Below are 18,684 nucleotides of genomic sequence, written 5' to 3'. Positions count from 1 at the left end.
GGCGTTAGTAGTTAACTGATGGGCAGTGACTCCTGGGGTACTTCAAGGGTCGCGGGCAGTCGCAGTGGATCCCAATGGCGGCTGGCCCAAGCCAGCTGTTCGCGGATGCTGGCGCCGCGCAGGGTCGCCGGCGGCCGCTGGTACAGTGCGGCCAATGCGGTGAACAGGGTGTCTTCGGCGAGGGTTATATCTAAACCGGCGGAGCCCAGACGCTTGCTGAGCTTTTCGCCCTGCTGGCGCACTACTAGCGGAATATGCAAGTAGCGGGGCGCTGGCGCGCCGAGCAGCTTATACAGCCACAATTGCCTGGGGGTAGAGTCGAGCAGGTCGGCGCCGCGCACCACATCGGTTACGCCCTGGGCGATATCGTCCATCACCACCGCGAGCTGGTAAGCAACAATGCCGTCCCGCCGGCGAATCACAAAGTCGCCGACCTCGGCTTCCAGCTGCTGGCGGAAGGGCCCTTGTAACCGATCAACAAACTCGCAGGTGCTGCCCTTGGTCAGTACACGCACTGCATGATGGGGCGCAGCAGGCAAGTGGCGCTCGCGGCAGGTGCCGGGGTAGATGCCCTGAAAGGGCGCCAGATCGCTTCTGGAGCAATCGCAGTAATAGGCCTGGCCCTGATCGATCAAGGCCTGGATCTGATCGGCATAATAAGCCTGGCGGTCACTCTGTACCCATACCTCGCCGTCCTGGTCCAAGCCGAAAGCGTGCAGGGTGTCGAGAATCTGTTGGGCAGCGCCGGGTTTGTTGCGGGGCAGATCCAGGTCTTCCATACGGACCAGCCAGATGCCCTGGTGATGGCGCGCATCAAGATAGCTGGCCAATGCGGCCAATAGTGAGCCGAAATGCAGGTGACCACTGGGTGTAGGCGCGAAACGGCCAATATAGGGAGAGGTTGCCGACATGGCTATGCAGCCCTGGCTGGGTAAAACACGGGGAAACAAAAGCTAGCTTTGCCTGTACGGCGGCGGCCCAGCCTGCTAGCGGTTGCGGGCAAGGATGGGCCGTGCCGACGGACGGATCAGCTGCCTACTTGCTTTTCCTTGATCTCTGCAAGGGTTTTGCAGTCGATACACAGAGTAGCGGTAGGGCGAGCTTCCAGGCGGCGAATACCAATTTCTACGCCGCATGAATCGCAGAAACCGTAGTCATCGTCTTCGATGCGCTGCAGTGTCTGGTCGATCTTCTTGATCAGCTTGCGTTCGCGGTCGCGAGCCCGCAGCTCAAGGCTGAACTCTTCTTCCTGGCTGGCACGGTCGGCCGGATCGGGGAAGTTGGCTGCCTCATCCTGCATGTGATGCACGGTGCGGTCGACTTCCTCCATCAGCTCCTTTTTCCAGCCGTTGAGGATCGAGGCGAAATGCGCAAGCTGTTGCTCGCTCATATACTCTTCGCCTTTCTTTTCCTTGTAGGGCGCGAACCCGCGAATCAACATAGAACTTTTTTCTTTGGCATTGCTGGGCATGAGAACCCCTCACTTTTAGCTCGATCGTCCTGTGTCAGGCCTACATCTAGATGACCTGAGAGTGCAGCCACTGGCGTGCAAGCGGGCAAAACTACCAGAACATCGCCAAGCGCGCTACTGTTTGCCGCTAGAAGGTGAATTACACCTGCTATATAGAGGATCGGCGGGCTGTTGTGATGGGCCCAAGCAGGTATGATTCGGGGTTTTCGCCGGAGAGAAGTATGCACCAGCCAGAGTGGGCGCGCCGCAGCCGTGATATCCAACCTTTCCACGTGATGGCGGTGCTGGCTCGCGCCAAAGCCTTGGAGGCAGCAGGCCGTGACGTCATTCATATGGAAATTGGCGAGCCGGATTTCACTACGCCGGAGCCGATTATTCGCGCCGGCCAAATTGCGCTGGGCGCGGGCCATACCGGCTACACGCCAGCGCTGGGCATACCCGCGTTGCGCGAAGCCGTGGCCGGTCTGTATGCCTCACGCTACGGCATAGATCTGGATCCACGTCGGGTAGTGATCACACCCGGAGGCTCTGCGGCGCTGTTGCTGATCAGCGCTTTGCTAGTGGAAGCTGGCCAGGAGGTGCTAATGGCGGATCCCTCCTATCCGTGCAATCGGCATTTTCTGCGCTTGGTTGAGGCTCGGGCGCGGTTGGTGCCGACCGGCCCGGAGTCAGCTTACCAACTGACGCCTGAGCTGATCGAGCAACACTGGGATAGCCGTTGCGCGGCGGTGTTGGCCGCGTCGCCGGCCAATCCCACCGGCACCATGCTCAGCGCAGCCGAATTGCGGGCGCTGGCCGAAACAACTGCGCGGCTTGGCGGCCATCTGGTGGTCGACGAGATCTACCATGGTCTGACCTACGGCTGTGAGGCCAGCTCGGTGCTTGAAGTGGCGCCCGAGGCGTTTGTGCTCAACAGTTTCTCCAAGTATTTCGGCATGACCGGTTGGCGGCTGGGCTGGCTGGTGGCGCCGGAGGCGGCCATACCAGAGCTGGAGAAGTTGGCGCAAAATCTGTACATCTGTGCCCCCCATATGGCCCAGCAGGCGGCTTTGGCGGCCTTTAGTGCGCAGACCCAGGCGATCTGCGAAGCGCGTCGCGAGGCGTTCCAGGCGCGTCGGGATTTTCTCCTGCCGGGGCTGCGAGACCTGGGGTTTGACATCCCGATAACACCGCAGGGTGCCTTCTATCTTTATGCCGATATGCAGCAACTGGGCGGAGAGAGTGATGCGCTGTGCCGGCATTTGATCGAAACCGAGTACTTGGCGGTAACTCCAGGTCTGGACTTCGGTCATTACCGTGCCAATCAGCATGTGCGCTTTGCCTATACCGCTTCGATTGATCGCCTGGGGCAGGCGCTGGACCGTCTGGCGCTCGGCCTCAAGCAGTGGCCAGCATGCTGATCTCGTTCGAACCAGCGCTGCTGCCGGGTATTCTGGTGCGGCGCTACAAGCGTTTTCTGGCGGATATTGTGCTGGACGATGGCCGTGAGCTGGTATTGCACTGCCCGAATACCGGGTCGATGAAAAACTGTGCCCAGCCGGGGAGTCGCGTTTGGGTGGACATACAGCACAAACCAGGGCGCAAGTTGCCGGGAACCTGGGAGCTGGTTGAAGTGGCTCCGGGGCAGCTCGCCTGTATCCACAGTGCGCGTGCCAATCGGGTGGTTGCTGCAGCGTTCAAGGCTGGGCTGATCAGCCCATTGGCAGGCTTTGCTGTACAACGTCCGGAGGTACGACTGCCGGGCGGTGTGAGCCGTTTCGATTTTTTGCTGAGTGAGCCGACACTAGGCTCGGTTGGCGAATGTGTAGTCGAGGTCAAGAGCGTGACGCTGGAACTGGGCGACGGCATCGGTGCTTTTCCCGATGCGGTAAGTTTGCGTGGGCAGAAACACCTGCTGGAATTGATCGAGGTAGTCACCAGCGGACGTCGCGCCTGCCTGCTGTTTTGCGTCATGCATTCCGGTATCAGCCGGGTCAGACCGGCGGATGAGATTGACCCTGTCTATGGGCAGTATTTACGCCAGGCTGCCGCCGCTGGAGTGGAGATTGTCGCCTGGTCGGTGATTCCGACGCCAGAGGGATTACGCATTGCCGGCCAGCTACCTGTGGACCTCAGTCCAGCCAAAGATGACCGTTGCTGATATGGCAGGGGCGTGCTTTCAGGTAGTCGCCAGCACAGGGCCCGGCCACACACTCGCCGCTCTCGGGTAAAAACAGTGCGCCATGGGTGGCGCACTGAATCAGGCGTTGGGAACTGTCGAGAAACTGGTCGGGCACCCATTCCAGCGGAATGCCGCGATGCGGGCAGCGGTTTTCATAGACGAATACCTGCTGGCCCTGGCGCACCGCGAACAGTGCCTGGCCCTGATGCACGAAGCCCTTACTACCAGGATCTGGCAGGGCCTCCATAGAGCAGAGCGGGGTGGGCAGGAAGTTATCGTCATTAATCATCCGCCGATTATCCTTGTCGGCCTCGGTGTTTGCCAGCTTTGCCGTCGTCGCGGGCTTGCCCAATGCGCTCTGGCCGATTTATAGCCAGCCTTAGTGGTTGCGCGCAGACGATTGCTGATACCTTGTTGCACTTGCGCCCGGTACTGCCCTGTACGTAGTGACCCGGTAAATTAAGGATGTTGTATGCACTTTGCCCACCGGTTGCGGCCGGTCATCATGTTGTTACTGGCTGTACTGCTGCTTCTGGCGTTTCTGTTGTCGCTGGCGCTTGGTGCTGTGGCGATTCACCCGCTCGACACGTTGAAAGCGCTTGGCAGCCTGCTCGGTTTGACCGAGGTGGCGCCGGACACTCGCTTGATCATCGAACATATTCGTCTGCCGCGCAGCCTGATGGGGTTGATGGTCGGGGCAACCTTGGGCCTGACCGGCGCGGTCATGCAGGGGCTGTTCCGCAATCCGCTGGCCGATCCGGGATTGATCGGGGTGTCCAGCGGGGCGGCGCTGGGAGCGGCATTGATGATCGTTCTGGGGGGCTGGCTGTTGTCCGGTTTGCCCGCTGGCTGGATGCCCTACGCCACGGTAGCTGGTGCTTTTAGTGGTGGCGTGCTGACGACCTTGCTGGTCTATCGGCTGGGTCAAACTGCCCAGGGTACGTCAGTCGCCAGCATGCTATTGGCTGGTATCGCGATTGCCGCGATCAGCGGCGCCTTTATCGGTTTGCTCAGCTACATTGCCGATGACACCATGCTGCGCACACTGACGTTCTGGAATATGGGTAGCCTCGGTGGTGCCAATATGGAGAAAGTGGGCGTGCTGACGCTGTGCTGCGCCTTGGTCTGGTGGCGTCTGCCACGCCAGGCCAAGGCGCTGAACGCGCTGTTGCTGGGCGAATCCGAGGCTCGACATCTGGGTGTTGATGTCGAGCGGGTCAAGCGTGAGCTGGTGCTGTTGACCGCACTGGGAGTCGGTGCCAGCGTTGCCGCCGCCGGGCTGATCGGTTTTGTCGGGCTGGTAGTGCCACATCTGGTGCGGCTGGTGCTGGGGGCTGACCATCGACGGGTGATTCCCGCTTCAATGCTGCTCGGCGGCGGCCTGTTGTTGTTGGCCGATGTTGTTGCCCGTCTAGTGCTGGCACCTGCCGAACTGCCGATCGGTATTCTTACTGCCCTATTGGGGGCGCCGTTCTTCCTGTTACTGCTGCTGCGCGCCCAGCGCCGGGGAGGTCTGTAATGCTCAAGGCCGACCAACTGGCCTGCGCACGTGGCGGTTGCCGGATTCTGCACGGCATCGATTTTACCCTGGCTGCTGGTGAGGTGCTGGCGGTACTGGGTACCAATGGGGCCGGCAAAAGCACGCTGATGAGTACCCTGACCGGCGAACTGTCAGCCGATGCTGGCTGTGTCGAGCTGGGTGGCCGAGCCTTGGGCGACTGGCCGGCGCTTGAACGCGCCCGGCGATTGGCGGTGTTACCCCAGTCCTCGACACTGGCGTTCCCGTTTGCCTGTGAGGAGGTTGTCGCGATGGGGCGTCTGCCGCATGACAGTGGTCATGAGCGCGATCTGCAGATTATCGAGTTGGCCATGCGGGCTGCGGATGTTGCGCATCTGCGTGCGCGTAATTACCTGACGCTGTCCGGCGGCGAGCGACAGCGCGTGCATCTGGCTCGGGTATTGGGTCAGATATGGGAGTCGGAGGGCGCCTGTCTGTTGCTGGATGAGCCCACGGCCTCGCTGGATCTGGCGCATCAACACATGACGCTGGCTCAGGCTCGGGCGGTGGCTCAGCGGGGTGGCGCGGTGCTGGTGATTCTGCACGATCTCAATCTGGCGGCGCGCTATGCTGATCGTATTCTGCTGCTTGATCGTGGGCGCATGGCGGCGTTGGGCAGTCCCTGGGAGGTGCTTGACGCCCAACGCATCCAGGCGGTCTTCGACGTCAGCGTCAAGATCGATCGGCATCCGCAACAGGACTGTCCGTTAGTGATTATCTGAGGTGGTGATGAAGGTACTGTTTGCGACTGTACTTATGACGCTGTCATCGCTGCTGGCTGCAGCACCTTTGCCCGATTGGGTTAGCCCGCGCGAGCTTGATCACCCGCGCCTGGGGCAGGTGCTGGATACCGGCAATGGGGAATGGCTGCAAGCCGCAGAGCTGCTTGAGCGGCTGGTTAGCGAGCCTTATGTGCTGGTCGGCGAAAAACATGACAATCCGGATCACCATCGCCTGCAACTGTGGCTACTGAAGCAGTTGCAGGCCCGCCGCCCCCAGGCGGCATTGGCGTTGGAGATGCTCGATACCGGTCAGCAGGCAGCCGTGGATGAGCTCCAGAAACAGTCATTGCCTGATGCCTCAGTGTTGCAGCAACGCCTGCATTGGGCTGAAGGTTGGGATTGGGCGTTGTATGGGCCGCTGGTACGCTGGGGGCTGGCAACGCCGGATCGGTTGCTGGCGGCCAATCTTACCCGGGAGGACATGCGTGCGCTGTACGCCGAACCCGTTCCGCTAGCGACGGTGTATGACCAACGGGCTCGCGAGCAATTGGCCCAGATGATGCGCGACGCGCACTGCAGCCAGTTGCCCGAGGCGCAGGTGCCGGCCATGCTGGCGATCCAGCAGGGTCGTGATCAACGCATGAGTGCCGTGCTTGCCGCCGCGCCGACGCCGGTCCTGCTCCTGGCCGGCAGCTTTCATGTGCGCAAGGATTTGGGCGTACCGCTGCACTGGTCCGCTGAGATTGCGCCAGTAGTGCTGATGTTGGTCGAAGCCGGTGCGGATTTACCCGGTGCCGGGGAGGCCGATTACGTCTGGGTTACCGCTGCCACAGCGGAGCAGGATTACTGCGCCGACATCCGCTGAGCTGATGTCTACCCGTTGTTGATAGCCATACTATGCCCGATCAATCGACTGCCGCGAGGTGTTGGCAGTCAGGCGGTCTGTGGGTGTAGAGAGGCAGCGTGGGGGTAGTAAGATGCAGGCAAAAAAATGGCCCGCTCAGAGAGCGGGCCTAATCCGTGATTAGCCTGATGAGGAGATAACCGCTTGAAACAAGCTGCTATCAACAAGTCACCTCGCGATGACTTGTTGCTAATGATATAGATTCTCATTCTCACGTCAAGGGCTAATGTGAATTATTTTACCGCCTGCTTGTAATGGGTCAGTTCTTTGTTCATCAGGTCGATGCGTCGAGCCATGCTTTCAATCAGGCTGTGGGCTATGCGCGGGTTACTTTGCATCAATGCCAGGAACTGTTCCTTAGGAATCATCATCACCGTGGTAGGGGCGCTGGCCTTGACCGTGGCCGAGCGCTTTTCCCGGGTAAACAGGGCCATGGCACCAAATATCTCGTCCTTCTGTACGTCGCCTACTTTGATGCCTTCGACAAAGGCTTCGGCGTGCCCTTCGGTGATGATAAACACATGATCGGCATCGTCACCCTGGCGGATCAGCTCTGCCCCAGCGGGGAAGTGCTGGAAGCCGGTTACCGGACGCACTTCCGGCGGGCGGCTGTGCGCTAGGGCATCGGACATCAGCGCCGCCTGCCCGAGGATATATTGGGTGAACTGTTCCTGGCGTTGGCTGCTGGCGTGGATATGCTTGAACAGTGCTTCCCGGTCGTAGGGCACCAATACCAGAGCTTCTTCGCTCTTGTAGGTGCAGGGTGCCGTGTTAAGCCCCTGACGCAGACCAATCAGATCGCCTTCCTGAACGTAGAAAATCGGTTTTTCTTCTATCTCGGCATGCAATAAACCGCTTTGCAGCAGGTAAATGCGGTTGTTGCCGATATGGGTATACAGGTCGTCGACGGCATCGAGCTCAATAGGCTCGCCGAAGGGCGCCAGGCCGTCGAGCAGTTGTGCGGGGATGAGCTGCAGTGCATTGATGAGCTTCTCAGCGTAGGGCGGCTGGTCACCGATTAGGTACATAGACGAATTCCTTTTGTGTTTTCCCATCTTGCCGGGATGTCAGATACGCTGTTGTTTACACCCGGCAGACTCGGCGGCTATACCCTAAGATACTGTAGAGAGCCTGGACACTGCCAACATAAATTGCCTGATGCAGGCCGGCAAGCCGCCTGCTATCGCAATGTGAGCTGGGTCGCTTTTAAATCTCGCGGGGCGGGCCTGGGGTCTCATGCTCCTTGAGCTGTTTCAATAACTGTTGCTTGTATTCGGCGGGCAGTTGATTCCAGTGAACATCTTCCAGTGCGCCGGCAATCGCAAACATGAGTGATTTCGATGCTCTGAACCCTCTAGCTCTGACCGCACAATAAGCCCCTACCGGTCCGCGCTGGAGCAGGTCGTCGCGACTGTGGATGCCTGTTGCATGCAGCCATTGGGCCGAGGTCTTGCCCAGGTTGCGCAGCGTCAGCAACTCGTCATTGATCATCATGCCCTCCCATAAACAGGGGTGGCGGAAGCAGTTCCAATATCAGGGTTAGCGGAGCTGAACGGACAGCAGTGGCCGACCGCAGTCGGTGGCTTTGTGAGCATAAAATGATCCGGGCTTGTTTTTATTGGTTCCCTGGATCGAGTGTAGTGCGCCTGGGCCGTTACGTACAGCCGGGCGCACTACTGTGCGTGAGGTGTTAGAAGCGCTGGCGCAATTGACTGACCAGTTCGGCCACGCTGTCAGTGCTGTCTGTCGCTACCTGGAGGCTCATGGGTTGTTCGTCGGCAGTGAGCGCTTCCATCTGCTGCAGTTGTTGGCGGGCAACGTTGATATCGCCGTCCGAGGGGTCGCTGCCCTTCTGGCGGCGCTCTTCCATCCAGGCTTCAATCGTGTCTAGCGGCGCGCTGCACTGCAGAATGAGGCAGGGCGCGCCCTGGTCTTCGATGGCCTGGCGCAGGGTTTCGCGCTGGCTGTGTTTGAGATGGGTAGCGTCGACCACCACCGGGTAGCCGGCAGCCAGTATCTGCGCGGCCAGATTCGCTAACCGCGCATAGGTTTTGGCGCTGCGCTCGGGCGCGTAAAGGCCGGCATTCAGCTCGCCGCTGCCTTCGCTGCCGAACAGCCGTTTGCGCTCAACGTCTGAACGAATGCGGATCGCCCCCAGTTGTTCGACCAGGTGCAGCGCGATGGTGCTCTTGCCTGATCCGGATATTCCGTGCGTCAGCAGACCAAAGCGCAAGGGTACATAGGTGTAGCGCTCGGCGAGCTGGGTATAGCCCTGGTAGCGGGCCAGTACCTGTTGGCGCTCCGAATCACTGACCCCTTCCTGAGTAAGACGCAACAGCGCGACTTTGGCCCGGACCATCGCTCGGTAGGCTTTGTAATAATCGAGTAAAGCCAGGCCAGCATAGTCACCGGTATGCTCCAGATAGGCGTTGAGAAAGCGTTGGGCCAATTCGCGCAGGCCTCGGTCTTCCAGGTCCATGACCATAAAAGCCACGTCGCTCATGACATCAATCCAGCGGAAAGCGTCGTTGAATTCGATACCATCAAACAAGGTGACTTCGCTGTCTACCAGGGTGACGTTGTCCAGATAGATGTCGCCATGGCATTCACGCACGAAGCCCTCGGCTTTGCGTTGTGCCAGTTGGGGAATCAGGCGTTGGAAGGTAGTATGCGCCCACTGTTCCAGCTGATCGAGCTGGGCCAGGTCCTGATCAGAGCTAAGGAGTGGGCGGATATCGTTGAAGTTGTCGGCTACCGGTGCATGCAGGTTGTCTGGTTGGCCCCAGGGGCTACTCAGCGGGGCGTGGTCTATCTGCTGATGAAAATGCGCTAGCTTGGCTGCCAGGCTGTCGATATGGTCCGCTGTCAGCTTGCCAGCACGCTGCAGGTTGCCGAGCAGATCCTGCTGCTGGAACTGGCGTGTCTTGACCATATATTCGATAACCGGTCCGTCACTATTCAGGGTTGGCGCGGTCTCAGTGCCGTGCACTGCGATCACGCCGAGGTAGAGATCGGGCGCCAGGCGGCGGTTGAGGCGTACCTCTTCCGCGCAGAAATGCTTGCGTTGCTCGAGGCTGGAATAGTCAAGAAAGCCGAAGTTGACCGGTTTCTTGATTTTGTAGACGAAGTCGCCCGTGAGCAATACCCAGGAGATATGCGTCTCCATCAGGGTAAAACCACTGACGGGATGATCATAGAGGTCGGGGTTTTGCAGCGCTTTCAGGAGTGTCTGGCTCACGGTATATCCTTGCTTTGACAGGCAAAGGAGGCATTATGCGGGTTGGTGAGGCAGAGGCCAACCTTGAAAGGGTTCTGATCGCTGGTTGAGACCGGTGGACTCATCCTGGGTTCTTCCAGGGTAATAAAGTAACGGTGCAGGGGAATATGGCTAGAAAACGCAAGGCAAGCAAAAAGCAGGGTTTCTGGCGTCGCTGGTCGGGCCTGATGATCAAGCTGGGTCTGGTCGGCCTGGTGTTATTGGCGGGCCTGACTATTTATCTGGATGCGGTGGTGCAGGAGAAGTTCTCCGGCAAGCGTTGGGCTGTGCCCGCAAAGGTGTTTGCCAGACCGCTGGAACTGTATGTCGGCCAGCAGTTGAGCCGTGATGATTTTGTTACCGAACTGTCGGCGTTGGGCTATCGCACTGCGTCGGCGGTCCGCCAGCCGGGTCAGATGGCGGTCGCCGCCAGCCAGGTGGATGTGCACACCCGCGGATTCCAGTTCTTTGAAGGTACCGAGCCTTCGCAGCGCTTGAGTGTGCGTTTCAGCGGGCGCCAAGTGGCGGCCCTGTCCGGCAGCAAGGATCCGGTGATGGCGCGTATGGAACCGCTGCTGATCGGCGGGATCTATCCTGCGCATAACGAAGATCGCATTCTGGTGCGTTTGGACCAAGCCCCGCCGCATCTGATCGAGGCGCTGATCGCCACGGAGGATAGGGACTACTTCCAGCACTTCGGGGTATCGCCCAAAGGCATCATGCGCGCTATATATGTCAATACGGTCGCTGGTGGCGTGGTCCAGGGCGGCAGCACGCTGACCCAGCAATTGGTGAAAAATTTCTATCTCACCAGTGAGCGCAGCCTGGTACGCAAGGGCACTGAGGCTATCATGGCCATTCTGCTCGAGGTGCATTATCCCAAGGAAGAGATTCTTGAGGCTTACCTGAACGAGGTCTTTCTCGGCCAGGATGGTCGCCGTGCCGTGCATGGGTTCGGCCTGGCGAGCCAGTACTATTTTGCCCAGCCTCTGCACGAATTGCAGTTGCATCAGGTCGCGCTGCTGGTGGCTATGGTCAAGGGACCTTCCTACTATAATCCGCGCCGCCACAGCGAGCGCGCCAAGGCGCGTCGCGATCTGGTGATTGGTATGCTGGCAGAGCAGGGCATGATCAGCCAGGAGCAGGCCGAAGACGCGCAAAAGCGCGATCTTGATGTGTCTGTGCGTGGCAGCATGGCAGACACCAGTTACCCGGCCTTTATGGATTTGGTCAAACGTCAGCTCAAGGAAGATTACCGCGACGAGGATCTGACCAGCGAGGGCCTGCGGATATTCACCAGCTTTGATCCGCTATTGCAGAACAAGGCGGAAAAAGCCGTGCAGGAGACGGTCAAACGGCTGGGCCCTGCCGACGGTGATATCCCCATTGAGGCAGCCATGGTGGTGACCAGCGCACAGGCGGGCGAGGTGCTGGCGCTGGTGGGCGGTAGCGACCCACGTTATTCCGGTTTCAATCGTGCGCTGGATGCGTCACGGCCGATTGGCTCGCTGATCAAGCCCGCTATTTATTTGACCGCACTGGAAAAGCCCCAGCAATATGCATTGACCACCTTGGTCGAAGACGCCCCAATGACGCTGCAGGCCGAGCCAGGCAAGACCTGGACACCGCAGAACTATGACCGTACTAGCCACGGATGGGTGCCATTGCACAAGGCGTTGGCCAGCTCTTATAACCAGGCTGCTGTGCGAGTGGGTATGGATGTGGGCGTGCCTGAAGTACTGAAAACGGTTGAACGTCTGGGCGTAAGGCATAACTGGCGACCCTTGCCGGCCATGTTGCTGGGATCGGGTGCGATGACGCCGATGCAGGTGACGGATATGTTCCAAACTATCGCAACCGGTGGTTACAGTACCCCGCTCAGGGCTATTCGTAACGTACTGGACTCGCAGGGCGAGCCACTGCGGCCTTACCCCTTTGAGACGCAGCAGCGTTTCGACCCGGCAACGGTGTACCTGCTGCAGGAGGGGATGTCACGGGTTATGGCCCAAGGCACCGGACGCTCTGCCTACAACCAGGTGCCGTCGAGTATCCGCCTGGCTGGTAAAACGGGGACTACCAATGATCTGCGCGATAGCTGGTTTGCCGGTTTTTCCGATGATCTGGTTGCGGTCAGTTGGTTGGGCAGGGATGATAATGGTCCTACGCGATTGACCGGTGCTTCAGGCGCTCTGCAAGTATGGAGTGCCTTTATGGGGCAGGCTTATCCGCGCAGCCTTTCCAACGTACCACCTGGCGGCATTACCATGGCCTGGATTGATGAGACGACCGGGCTGGGTAGTGATCAGAGCTGTCCGGGCGCGATTCAGGCGCCATTTCGATCCGGCTATGAGCCGCTGCCAGGCCCCGGTTGCGAAGTATTGATTGATACGGAAGGTCTGAAAGAAGGCGCTAATAAGGTGCTGGATACAATTCGGGGCTGGCTGCAATGAAGCAAGAGGACGTAATGATGACGATGAACAAGATGGGGCTGCTGGCCGGTTTGATACTGCTGCTGGCCGGTTGTGCCTCTGGTGGCGGCAATATCCCGGTGGTGGATTCGGGGCGCAGTGTATCCAACGAAGATATGCAGTCGGGAGCCGGCATGCGGCCCTCGCAGCAACAGCCGCAGGTCATTGATGACGGTGGTGGCGTGGTCGTGATGATACCGGATCAGGCGGGCAGTTCTCGTCCGATCGAATCCTTCCCCGTGGACTCGCAGCCGACGTTGCAGCAAGGCGGCTCTTCCGCCCCCGCTGCCCCGCAGAGCGGCGGCCTGCAACAGGATGAGCAACTTGATGGGCCGGTGTTGTCGCTACTGACGGTGTCGCGTGATCAAGAGTCGCGTGGCGATCTGGGTGGCGCTTCTTCGAGTTTGGAGCGTGCCATGCGGATAGCGCCGCGCGAGCCTCAGGTATTCTATCGCCTGGCCCAGGTCCGTCTGGCGCAGGGTAATGCTGCGCAGGCAGAGCAAATGGCCCAACGTGGTCTGTCGTTTGCGGCTGGGCGGCCAGCATTGCAGGCGGGGCTGTGGGAGTTGGTTGCCCAGGCGCGCGAGCAAATGGGCAACGCAGCCGGCGCGGCTGAAGCGCGTCAGCGGGCCCGCGTCAATCTGTGAGTGAGTCGCCTTGGGATGAGATGGCGCAGGCATTGCTTGAGCTAGAGCGAGCTTTGCGCGAACTCGGTTTCTGGGCTGCTGCACCGCCTGCAGCGGATCGCATGAGCAGCGCCGCGCCTTTCTGTATCGATACGCTGAGCTTCGAAGAATGGTTGCAGTGGATACTCATCCCTCGTCTAGGCGGGATCGCTGCGCGGCGTGAGAGGTTGTCTGCTGGCGCCAGCATTATGCCGATGGGTGAGCAGAGTTTCGCTCACCTTGGGCGTCGCCAGCAGCCCTTGTTGGTCGTGCTGGCGCAGATTGATCAGCTATCGCACAAACTGCTGTAGCGCTAGTTTTTGCAGTAGTTCTCCAGATCTATTTTGGTCTGAGTGATCAGCGCTTGGCGTTCGTCTTCCCCAATACGTTCAACCTCGCCCGCGTCGTTGGTGCGGCTCAGGCGTGGGTTAGTTTCCATGGTGTGCAAATTGGCCTGCAGTTGCCGGCATTGTTCCAGCCGCTGGGCTTCCATTGCTTTATCGTTGGCGGCCTGGTTCTGGCGCGGCTCTTCGCTGGGAGCTTCAGACTTGGTCAAGGGGGCGGGGGCGCGCAGCGTGCCGCCTGGCGGTGGGGCCGAAATAATGTCAACGCGTTGATAGCTTCTGCCTTGCGGTGGCTGCTGTCCGAACTGGGGTATGCCTTGATCGTCTACCCAGCGATACATCTGTTCTGCGCTGGCGGCGCTGCTGAGCAAGCTGAGCGTCAGGGCAATGAGCGTCTTGTACATGCGGTTTCCATTCCTGCTTGAGAAGTGTCGAGAGCCGTTACTATAGCCAATCCGGCAAAAAGGGACACAGCTGTGTATTGACGGAGCTTAGTTGTGCGGCTTTTGTCTAACTTGGCTTGACTTGTCGCGTCCGAGTGTAAACAATTCGGGGTTCACATAAGCAGGCTGTTAACGGAACCCACACGGTCTCCGGGTCAGCTGGCTTTGTTGCTCAATCCAGGTGGCGAAACCCGCCGACCCCTGGCCTGGCACCCGCACGCGCTACCTCGCGCTGGGTGAGGCGGCTCCGGCATCACCATAGAGCCTGCCTCCATTGCACGTAGTCAAGCTGATGCATGACGACCACCGTTGTCAATGCTCTGCCGAGCAGTAAACAGGTACCCTGCTACCGTCCAGATGGCGAGTGGCAAGCTAGAGGTGATTCTAAAGTGGAGCTTTTATCCGGCGCTGAGATGGTCGTCCGCTCATTGCGTGACGAGGGTGTTAAATATATTTACGGGTATCCCGGTGGTGCCTTGCTGCACGTCTATGATGCGATTTTCCGTCAGGACGATGTCGAGCATATTCTGGTTCGCCACGAACAGGCGGCCGCGCATATGGCTGATGGCTACGCGCGCGCGTCCGGCAAGGCCGGCGTGGTGCTGGTCACTTCCGGTCCGGGTGCGACCAATACCATTACCGGCATTGCTACGGCGTACATGGATTCCATCCCCATGGTTATCCTGTCCGGTCAGGTCGCCAGCGATATGGTTGGTACTGACGCTTTCCAGGAAACCGACATGGTCGGTATCTCGCGTCCCATCGTGAAGCACAGCTTTATGATCAAGGATCCGCGGGATATTCCGGAAGTCATCAAGAAGGCCTTTTATATCGCCCAGAGCGGTCGCCCTGGCCCTGTGGTTGTGGATATTCCGAAAGACATGACCAATCCGGCTGAGAAGTTCGAGTACAGCTACCCGAAGAAGGTCAAGCTGCGCTCCTACAATCCCGCCGTTCGTGGTCATTCCGGGCAGATCCGCAAAGCGTTGGACCTGATGGTTGAGGCCAAGCGGCCGATCATCTATTCCGGTGGCGGTGTGATCCTCGGTGGCGCAGCGGCGCAACTGACCGAGCTGGCGCGCGAACTGGGTGTGCCGGTAACCAATACGTTGATGGGTCTGGGTGCTTATCCAGGTACCGATCCGCAGTTTGTCGGCTGGCTGGGTATGCATGGCAGTTACACCGCCAACGTCAGCATGCACCACAGCGATGTGATTCTCTGCGTCGGTGCGCGTTTTGATGATCGGGTTATCAATGGCGCGAGCAAGTTTTGCCCGAATGCCAAGATCATCCATGTGGATATCGACCCGGCATCCATTTCCAAAACCATTCGCGCTGACGTGCCTATCGTTGGTCCGGTAGACAGCGTGTTGACCGAGATGGTCGCCATGGTCAAGGAGCATAACCTGCGCCCGGCCAAGGAATCACTGGCCAGTTGGTGGAAACAGATTCGTGAATGGCGTGGCGAAGGTCGCATGTTCCCCTATGACGAGGGCGACGGTTCGATCATCAAGCCGCAGACGGTTATTGAGACTCTGTGGGAAGTAACTCAGGGTGACGCCTATGTGACCTCCGATGTTGGCCAGCATCAGATGTTTGCTGCCCAATACTATCCCTTTGATAAACCTAATCGCTGGATCAACTCCGGTGGGCTCGGCACCATGGGCTTTGGTTTGCCAGCGGCCATGGGCGTCAAGCTGCATTATCCCGATGCGCAGGTGGCTTGCGTCACCGGCGAAGGCAGCATCCAGATGAACATTCAAGAGCTGTCCACCTGCCTGCAATACGATCTGCCGGTGAAGATCATTACGCTGAACAACCAGGCGTTGGGAATGGTTCGCCAGTGGCAAGATATGCAGTACGGTAGCCGCCACTCGCATTCCTACATGGAGTCGCTGCCTGATTTTGTCAAACTGGCCGAGTCCTACGGGCATGTCGGTATGCGGGTAGACAAACTGGAAGACCTCAAGCCAGCGATGGAGCAGGCGTTTGCCAACAGCAAACAACTGGTGTTCATGGATATCCGAGTGGACAACTCCGAGCATGTGTATCCGATGCATATCAAGGATGGATCCATGCGCGATATGTGGCTGAGCAAGACGGAGCGCACGTGATGAGACACATTATTTCCGTATTGCTGGAAAACGAGCCTGGCGCCTTGTCCCGTGTTGTCGGGCTATTCTCCCAGCGTAACTACAATATCGAGACCTTGACCGTTGCGCCGACCGAAGATCCGACTTTGTCGCGTCTGACGCTGACCACGGTTGGGCATGATGAAGTCATCGAGCAGATCACCAAGAACCTCAACAAGCTGATCGAGGTGGTCAAGCTGGTGAATTTATCCGAAGGATCGCACATCGAGCGCGAGTTGATGCTGGTGAAGATCAAGGCCACCGGCGCGCAGCGCGCCGAGGTCAAGCGGACCACTGATATCTTCCGCGGTCAGATCGTTGATGTGACCAGCAGCGTGTATACCGTGCAGTTGGCAGGCACGTCTGACAAGCTGGACAGCTTTATTGAAGCAGTTGGCCCAACCACGGTCATCGAGGTGGTGCGCACCGGCGTATCGGGCATCGCCCGTGGCGAGAAAGTGTTGAGCATCTAATTTAGACAGCAGGTCCGTAAGGGCCTGAACAGGAAACAGGGGAATTTTATGCACGTTTATTATGATAAAGATTGTGATCTGAGCATCATCCAGGGCAAGAAAGTAGCTATTATCGGTTACGGTTCGCAAGGCCATGCACACGCCTGCAACCTGAAGGATTCCGGCGTCGACGTCACTGTGGGCCTGCGCCCCGGTTCTTCTTCCATTGCCAAGGCTGAAGCCCATGGACTGAAGGTCACTGACGTTCCGGCCGCCGTTGCCGCTGCCGATATCATCATGATCCTGACGCCAGACGAGTTCCAGTCTCAGCTGTATGCAGGCGAGATCGAGCCGAACCTGAAGCAGGGCGCTACCCTGGCTTTTGCTCATGGTTTTGCCATCCACTACAACCAGATTGTGCCGCGCAAGGACCTGGACGTGATCATGATCGCACCCAAGGCCCCGGGTCACACCGTGCGTACCGAGTTCACCAAGGGTGGCGGTATTCCTGATTTGATCGCGGTATTCCAGGACGCTTCCGGCAATGCCAAGAATGTCGCGTTGTCTTACGCTTCCGGCGTGGGTGGCGGTCGTACCGGTATCATCGAGACTACTTTCAAGGACGAGACCGAAACCGATCTGTTCGGTGAGCAAGCGGTGCTTTGTGGTGGCGCTGTTGAGCTGGTCAAGGCTGGTTTCGAAACGCTGGTTGAGGCCGGTTACGAGCCCGAAATGGCCTACTTCGAATGCCTGCACGAGCTGAAGCTGATCGTTGACCTCATGTATGAAGGCGGTATCGCCAACATGAACTACTCGATCTCCAATAATGCCGAGTACGGCGAGTACGTCACCGGTCCGGAAGTGATCAACGCCGAGTCTCGCGAAGCCATGCGTAATGCACTCAAGCGCATTCAGTCTGGCGAGTACGCGAAGATGTTTATTGCCGAAGGCGCGCACAACTATCCGTCCATGACCGCTGCCCGTCGTCTTAACGCAGCGCACCCGATCGAGCAGGTCGGTGAGAAGCTGCGTGGCATGATGCCTTGGATCTCCGCGAACAAGATCGTGGACAAGTCCAAGAACTAAGCGGTATTGCATCAGTCAAAGAGAACGCGGCCCCGGCCGCGTTTTTTGTGCCCGGTGGCAAGGGCTGGTAATGCACTGGTTGTGTTGCCACACTGTAGTTCTGTTAATGCAGCAAGGTATCCCCATGATTGAGAAGCACGAGCACGACCCAAAAGACGACATGGATGCGGCGCACGCGATGCTGCCCATTGACGAACATATAGAAGAAGTACCAGGTCCTGATGGCAAGAAGATCCGGCACCGCGGGATTTACCTGCTACCCAACCTGTTCACCACTGCAGCGCTTTTCTCCGGTTTTTACGCCATCGTTAGTGCTATGGACGGCAACTTCGCCAACGCTTCAATCGCCATCTTTGTGGCGATGGTGTTGGATGGGCTGGATGGCCGTGTAGCGCGCATGACCAATACTCAAAGCGCGTTCGGCGCCGAGTTCGACTCGCTGTCAGATATGGTTGCGTTCGGTGTGGCGCCGGCTCTGGTGGTATTCAGCTGGGCGCTGGCTGATCTGGGTAAAGTGGGCTGGGTATTTTCGTTTATTTATTTGGCCGGTGCAGCGTTGCGGTTGGCGCGCTTCAATACGCACATAGGTGACGAGTCTGAGGACAAGCGCTTCTTTACCGGCCTGGCAAGTCCGTCAGCCGCAGGCCTGGTTGCCGGTATGGTCTGGGCGTTGAGCGATTTTGGTGTTGATGGCGGTGATATCAGCTTCCTGGTAGGCGTGCTGACCGCCTTGGCCGGTTTGCTGATGGTCAGTAATGTGCGCTACTACAGCTTCAAGGATCTGGATCTTAAAGGACGTGTGCCGTTCTTCGTCATCCTGCTGGTGGTGCTGGTGTTCGCGATCATCTCTACCGATCCTTCACGGATTCTGTGGTTCATCTTTATCGCTTACACCGTATCCGGCCCGATCCAGGCTCTGTGGCGCTGGCGCAGCAAGCAGAAACCCACGCCTGAGGCGTAGGGCTCTCTGCGACTTCTTTGAATAAAACCGTCAATTAACCCTTGACGGTTTTTTCTCAGCC

The 18,684-nt window shown here is 58.7% G+C and carries 19 protein-coding genes; 12 read left to right on the top strand and 7 right to left on the bottom strand.

Going from position 1 to position 18,684, the window contains the following annotated elements; genetic code table 11:
• Positions 1-11 precede the first annotated feature (11 nt).
• Positions 12-911, bottom strand: coding sequence for a tRNA glutamyl-Q(34) synthetase GluQRS (gluQRS, locus tag K787_RS0119580; RefSeq protein ID WP_022964509.1), 900 nt, complete (start codon positions 909-911; stop codon positions 12-14).
• A 116-nt stretch (positions 912-1,027) separates the two neighbouring features.
• Positions 1,028-1,471 (bottom strand): RNA polymerase-binding protein DksA, encoded by a 444-nt coding sequence (dksA, locus tag K787_RS0119575; RefSeq protein WP_022964508.1) that lies wholly within the window; start codon positions 1,469-1,471, stop codon positions 1,028-1,030.
• A gap of 221 nt (positions 1,472-1,692) precedes the next feature.
• Between dksA and K787_RS0119570 the strand changes: the two genes are divergently transcribed.
• Both K787_RS0119570 and sfsA read left to right on the top strand, forming a co-directional pair.
• Complete coding sequence (locus K787_RS0119570) at positions 1,693-2,871, top strand: pyridoxal phosphate-dependent aminotransferase (RefSeq protein WP_022964507.1); 1,179 nt, start codon at positions 1,693-1,695, stop codon at positions 2,869-2,871.
• Entirely contained in the window at positions 2,865-3,611 is a 747-nt protein-coding gene (sfsA, locus tag K787_RS0119565; protein ID WP_022964506.1) for a DNA/RNA nuclease SfsA, read from the top strand. Before K787_RS0119570 ends, sfsA begins: the two co-directional genes overlap by 7 nt.
• Here sfsA and K787_RS0119560 read toward each other — a convergent pair.
• Positions 3,583-3,921, bottom strand: coding sequence for a Rieske (2Fe-2S) protein (locus K787_RS0119560; RefSeq protein WP_022964505.1), 339 nt, complete (start codon positions 3,919-3,921; stop codon positions 3,583-3,585). The two genes, sfsA and K787_RS0119560, sit on opposite strands and share 29 nt — an antisense overlap.
• Positions 3,922-4,104: 183 nt before the next feature.
• On the opposite strand from K787_RS0119560, the gene K787_RS0119555 reads away from it, so the two are divergent.
• From K787_RS0119555 to K787_RS0119545, 3 genes are read left to right on the top strand one after another with little or no spacing between them, the layout of a single operon-like run.
• Entirely contained in the window at positions 4,105-5,151 is a 1,047-nt protein-coding gene (locus tag K787_RS0119555; protein ID WP_022964504.1) for a FecCD family ABC transporter permease, read from the top strand.
• Positions 5,151-5,912 carry a heme ABC transporter ATP-binding protein gene (locus K787_RS0119550; RefSeq protein ID WP_022964503.1) on the top strand — a complete coding sequence of 254 codons (762 nt, stop codon included), beginning with the start codon at positions 5,151-5,153 and terminating at the stop codon, positions 5,910-5,912. Before K787_RS0119555 ends, K787_RS0119550 begins: the two co-directional genes overlap by 1 nt.
• A 7-nt stretch (positions 5,913-5,919) precedes the next feature.
• Positions 5,920-6,777 (top strand): ChaN family lipoprotein, encoded by an 858-nt coding sequence (locus K787_RS0119545; protein WP_022964502.1) that lies wholly within the window; start codon positions 5,920-5,922, stop codon positions 6,775-6,777.
• 272 nt (positions 6,778-7,049) lie between these two features.
• Here K787_RS0119545 and K787_RS0119540 read toward each other — a convergent pair whose 3' ends face one another.
• The 3 genes from K787_RS0119540 to K787_RS0119530 all read right to left on the bottom strand — a co-directional run bounded on the left by K787_RS0119540 (position 7,050) and on the right by K787_RS0119530 (position 10,054).
• Complete coding sequence (locus K787_RS0119540) at positions 7,050-7,844, bottom strand: cyclic nucleotide-binding domain-containing protein (protein WP_022964501.1); 795 nt, start codon at positions 7,842-7,844, stop codon at positions 7,050-7,052.
• A gap of 178 nt (positions 7,845-8,022) precedes the next feature.
• Positions 8,023-8,304, bottom strand: a complete 282-nt coding sequence (locus K787_RS23850; protein WP_040641167.1) for a TfoX/Sxy family protein — start codon at positions 8,302-8,304, stop codon at positions 8,023-8,025.
• A 202-nt stretch (positions 8,305-8,506) separates the two neighbouring features.
• Positions 8,507-10,054, bottom strand: a complete 1,548-nt coding sequence (locus tag K787_RS0119530) for a bifunctional aminoglycoside phosphotransferase/ATP-binding protein (RefSeq protein WP_022964499.1) — start codon at positions 10,052-10,054, stop codon at positions 8,507-8,509.
• A gap of 146 nt (positions 10,055-10,200) precedes the next feature.
• On the opposite strand from K787_RS0119530, the gene mrcB reads away from it, so the two are divergent.
• From mrcB to K787_RS0119510, 3 genes are read left to right on the top strand one after another with little or no spacing between them, the layout of a single operon-like run.
• A complete protein-coding gene (gene mrcB, locus K787_RS0119520) occupies positions 10,201-12,522 on the top strand; it encodes a penicillin-binding protein 1B (RefSeq protein WP_022964497.1) in 2,322 nt (773 codons plus the stop codon).
• A gap of 23 nt (positions 12,523-12,545) precedes the next feature.
• On the top strand, positions 12,546-13,187 hold the full coding sequence (locus K787_RS0119515; protein WP_028615128.1) for a tetratricopeptide repeat protein: 642 nt from the start codon (positions 12,546-12,548) through the stop codon (positions 13,185-13,187).
• Positions 13,184-13,516, top strand: a complete 333-nt coding sequence (locus K787_RS0119510) for a YqcC family protein (protein ID WP_028615127.1) — start codon at positions 13,184-13,186, stop codon at positions 13,514-13,516. The genes K787_RS0119515 and K787_RS0119510 overlap by 4 nt, the downstream gene beginning before the upstream one ends.
• A gap of 2 nt (positions 13,517-13,518) precedes the next feature.
• Here the strand turns inward: K787_RS0119510 and K787_RS0119505 are convergent, their stop codons facing one another.
• Complete coding sequence (locus tag K787_RS0119505; protein ID WP_022964494.1) at positions 13,519-13,953, bottom strand: DUF4124 domain-containing protein; 435 nt, start codon at positions 13,951-13,953, stop codon at positions 13,519-13,521.
• A 428-nt stretch (positions 13,954-14,381) separates the two neighbouring features.
• On the opposite strand from K787_RS0119505, the gene K787_RS0119500 reads away from it, so the two are divergent.
• The 4 genes from K787_RS0119500 to pssA all read left to right on the top strand — a co-directional run bounded on the left by K787_RS0119500 (position 14,382) and on the right by pssA (position 18,623).
• Entirely contained in the window at positions 14,382-16,106 is a 1,725-nt protein-coding gene (locus K787_RS0119500; protein WP_028615126.1) for an acetolactate synthase 3 large subunit, read from the top strand.
• On the top strand, positions 16,106-16,597 hold the full coding sequence (gene ilvN, locus K787_RS0119495; RefSeq protein WP_022964492.1) for an acetolactate synthase small subunit: 492 nt from the start codon (positions 16,106-16,108) through the stop codon (positions 16,595-16,597). The genes K787_RS0119500 and ilvN overlap by 1 nt, the downstream gene beginning before the upstream one ends.
• Before the next feature lie 48 nt (positions 16,598-16,645).
• Entirely contained in the window at positions 16,646-17,662 is a 1,017-nt protein-coding gene (gene ilvC / locus K787_RS0119490) for a ketol-acid reductoisomerase (RefSeq protein ID WP_022964491.1), read from the top strand.
• 124 nt (positions 17,663-17,786) lie between these two features.
• Positions 17,787-18,623, top strand: a complete 837-nt coding sequence (gene pssA, locus K787_RS0119485; protein WP_022964490.1) for a CDP-diacylglycerol--serine O-phosphatidyltransferase — start codon at positions 17,787-17,789, stop codon at positions 18,621-18,623.
• The last annotated feature ends 61 nt before the right edge of the window (positions 18,624-18,684 follow it).

This window comes from Halopseudomonas pelagia CL-AP6, assembly GCF_000410875.1.
GTDB classification, from domain to species: domain Bacteria; phylum Pseudomonadota; class Gammaproteobacteria; order Pseudomonadales; family Pseudomonadaceae; genus Halopseudomonas; species Halopseudomonas pelagia.
This window is presented reverse-complemented; position numbering and strand designations above follow the sequence as displayed.